This is a genomic window from Evansella tamaricis (assembly GCF_019042215.1).
GTDB classification, from domain to species: domain Bacteria; phylum Bacillota; class Bacilli; order Bacillales; family Salisediminibacteriaceae; genus Evansella; species Evansella tamaricis.
Genome location: NZ_JAHQCS010000049.1, coordinates 1 through 1,139, shown reverse-complemented (window position 1 = coordinate 1,139; position 1,139 = coordinate 1). Strand labels below are relative to the sequence as shown.

Genomic DNA, 1,139 nt, shown 5'->3' with positions numbered 1-1,139 from the left:
CAGAAGTTGTCTCAAGTTCTTCCCGAACAGGGAGGCCGAGAAGGATTTCGGTCAGAAGTTGTCTCAAGTTCTTCCCGAACGAGGAACACGAGAAGGATTTCGGTCAGAAGCTGACATCAACTTGTTCCCCAACGAGACTGTTTCTTCCTCTACTAGTAAAGCTTTGTAGTGTATCCGTCGAAACAAATCGCAGTGGATTCGACGAAGTAACCCTCTTTGAGGCCGTGCCCGCGGCAAAGAAGAAAGAGCGAAGAACGAGCAGTTGTCGCACTTGTGCCTGTGATGAAAGCGTCCGCCTGTAGTGTATCCAAGCAAAAATTTTGCTTTGAAAACAACGATCTATGCGAAAAGAGCCTTATAAAAAGATAATATCGTTTAAATTTTTTTCCATTAATAACCATGTCCAACTGTCATAGCTTAATCTATCCATACATACACATACAATAGTGATTGTAGCGAGTAACAGTAGCAGATAATTGACAGTAATAGATTCCTTAAACACCTATGCTAGCTTTTCACATAATAAAACTTCTAAGGGGGGTGTTTTAGTGGCTGTCATAAAAGCTCGTGAAAATGATATTGCCCTTTTAGGACGACTCATGCGTGCGGAAGCGGAAGGGGAAGGAGAACTTGGAATGCTTAAGGCCGGGAACGTCATGGTGAACCGAGTTCGTGCTGACTGCCTTGATTTTACCGATATTAATGATGTGGAACGAATGGTTTTCCAGTCTCCTGGAGGATTTGAAGCTGTTCAGAAGAGTTATTTCTATCAACACGCTCGAGAAAAAGATAAACGGTTAGCAAGGAGATTGGTTAATGGGGAGCGGCATCATCCTGCAGACTTTGCTTTATGGTTCTTCCGGCCTGAAGGTTCGTGTCCGGCCCAATGGTGGGGACAATGGAATACAGGACGATATAAGCTCCATTGCTTTTATTCTCCACTAGAAAGTGAATGTTCATCCGTTTATAGCACTTATTAAGAAAAGCGCAAGCGCCTATGGTCACGAGCGTAGGGCAGTGCAGGAATGACAACTAGAAGTCCGATCTTTGACTTCGGTTGTCACTTCCGAAGTGCCCCGCAGCGATTAAGAAGCAACTGAAAAAGTTTAAAACCACTTTTTCAGTTCCTTTTATTTGTA

General features: G+C 43.5%; 1 protein-coding gene. It reads left to right on the top strand.

Annotated elements, in window-relative coordinates:
• Positions 1-548: 548 nt before the first annotated feature.
• The gene (locus tag KS419_RS03690; protein ID WP_217064735.1) at positions 549-980 is read left to right on the top strand and encodes a cell wall hydrolase; all 432 of its coding nucleotides are present in this window, start codon (positions 549-551) and stop codon (positions 978-980) included.
• The last annotated feature ends 159 nt before the right edge of the window (positions 981-1,139 follow it).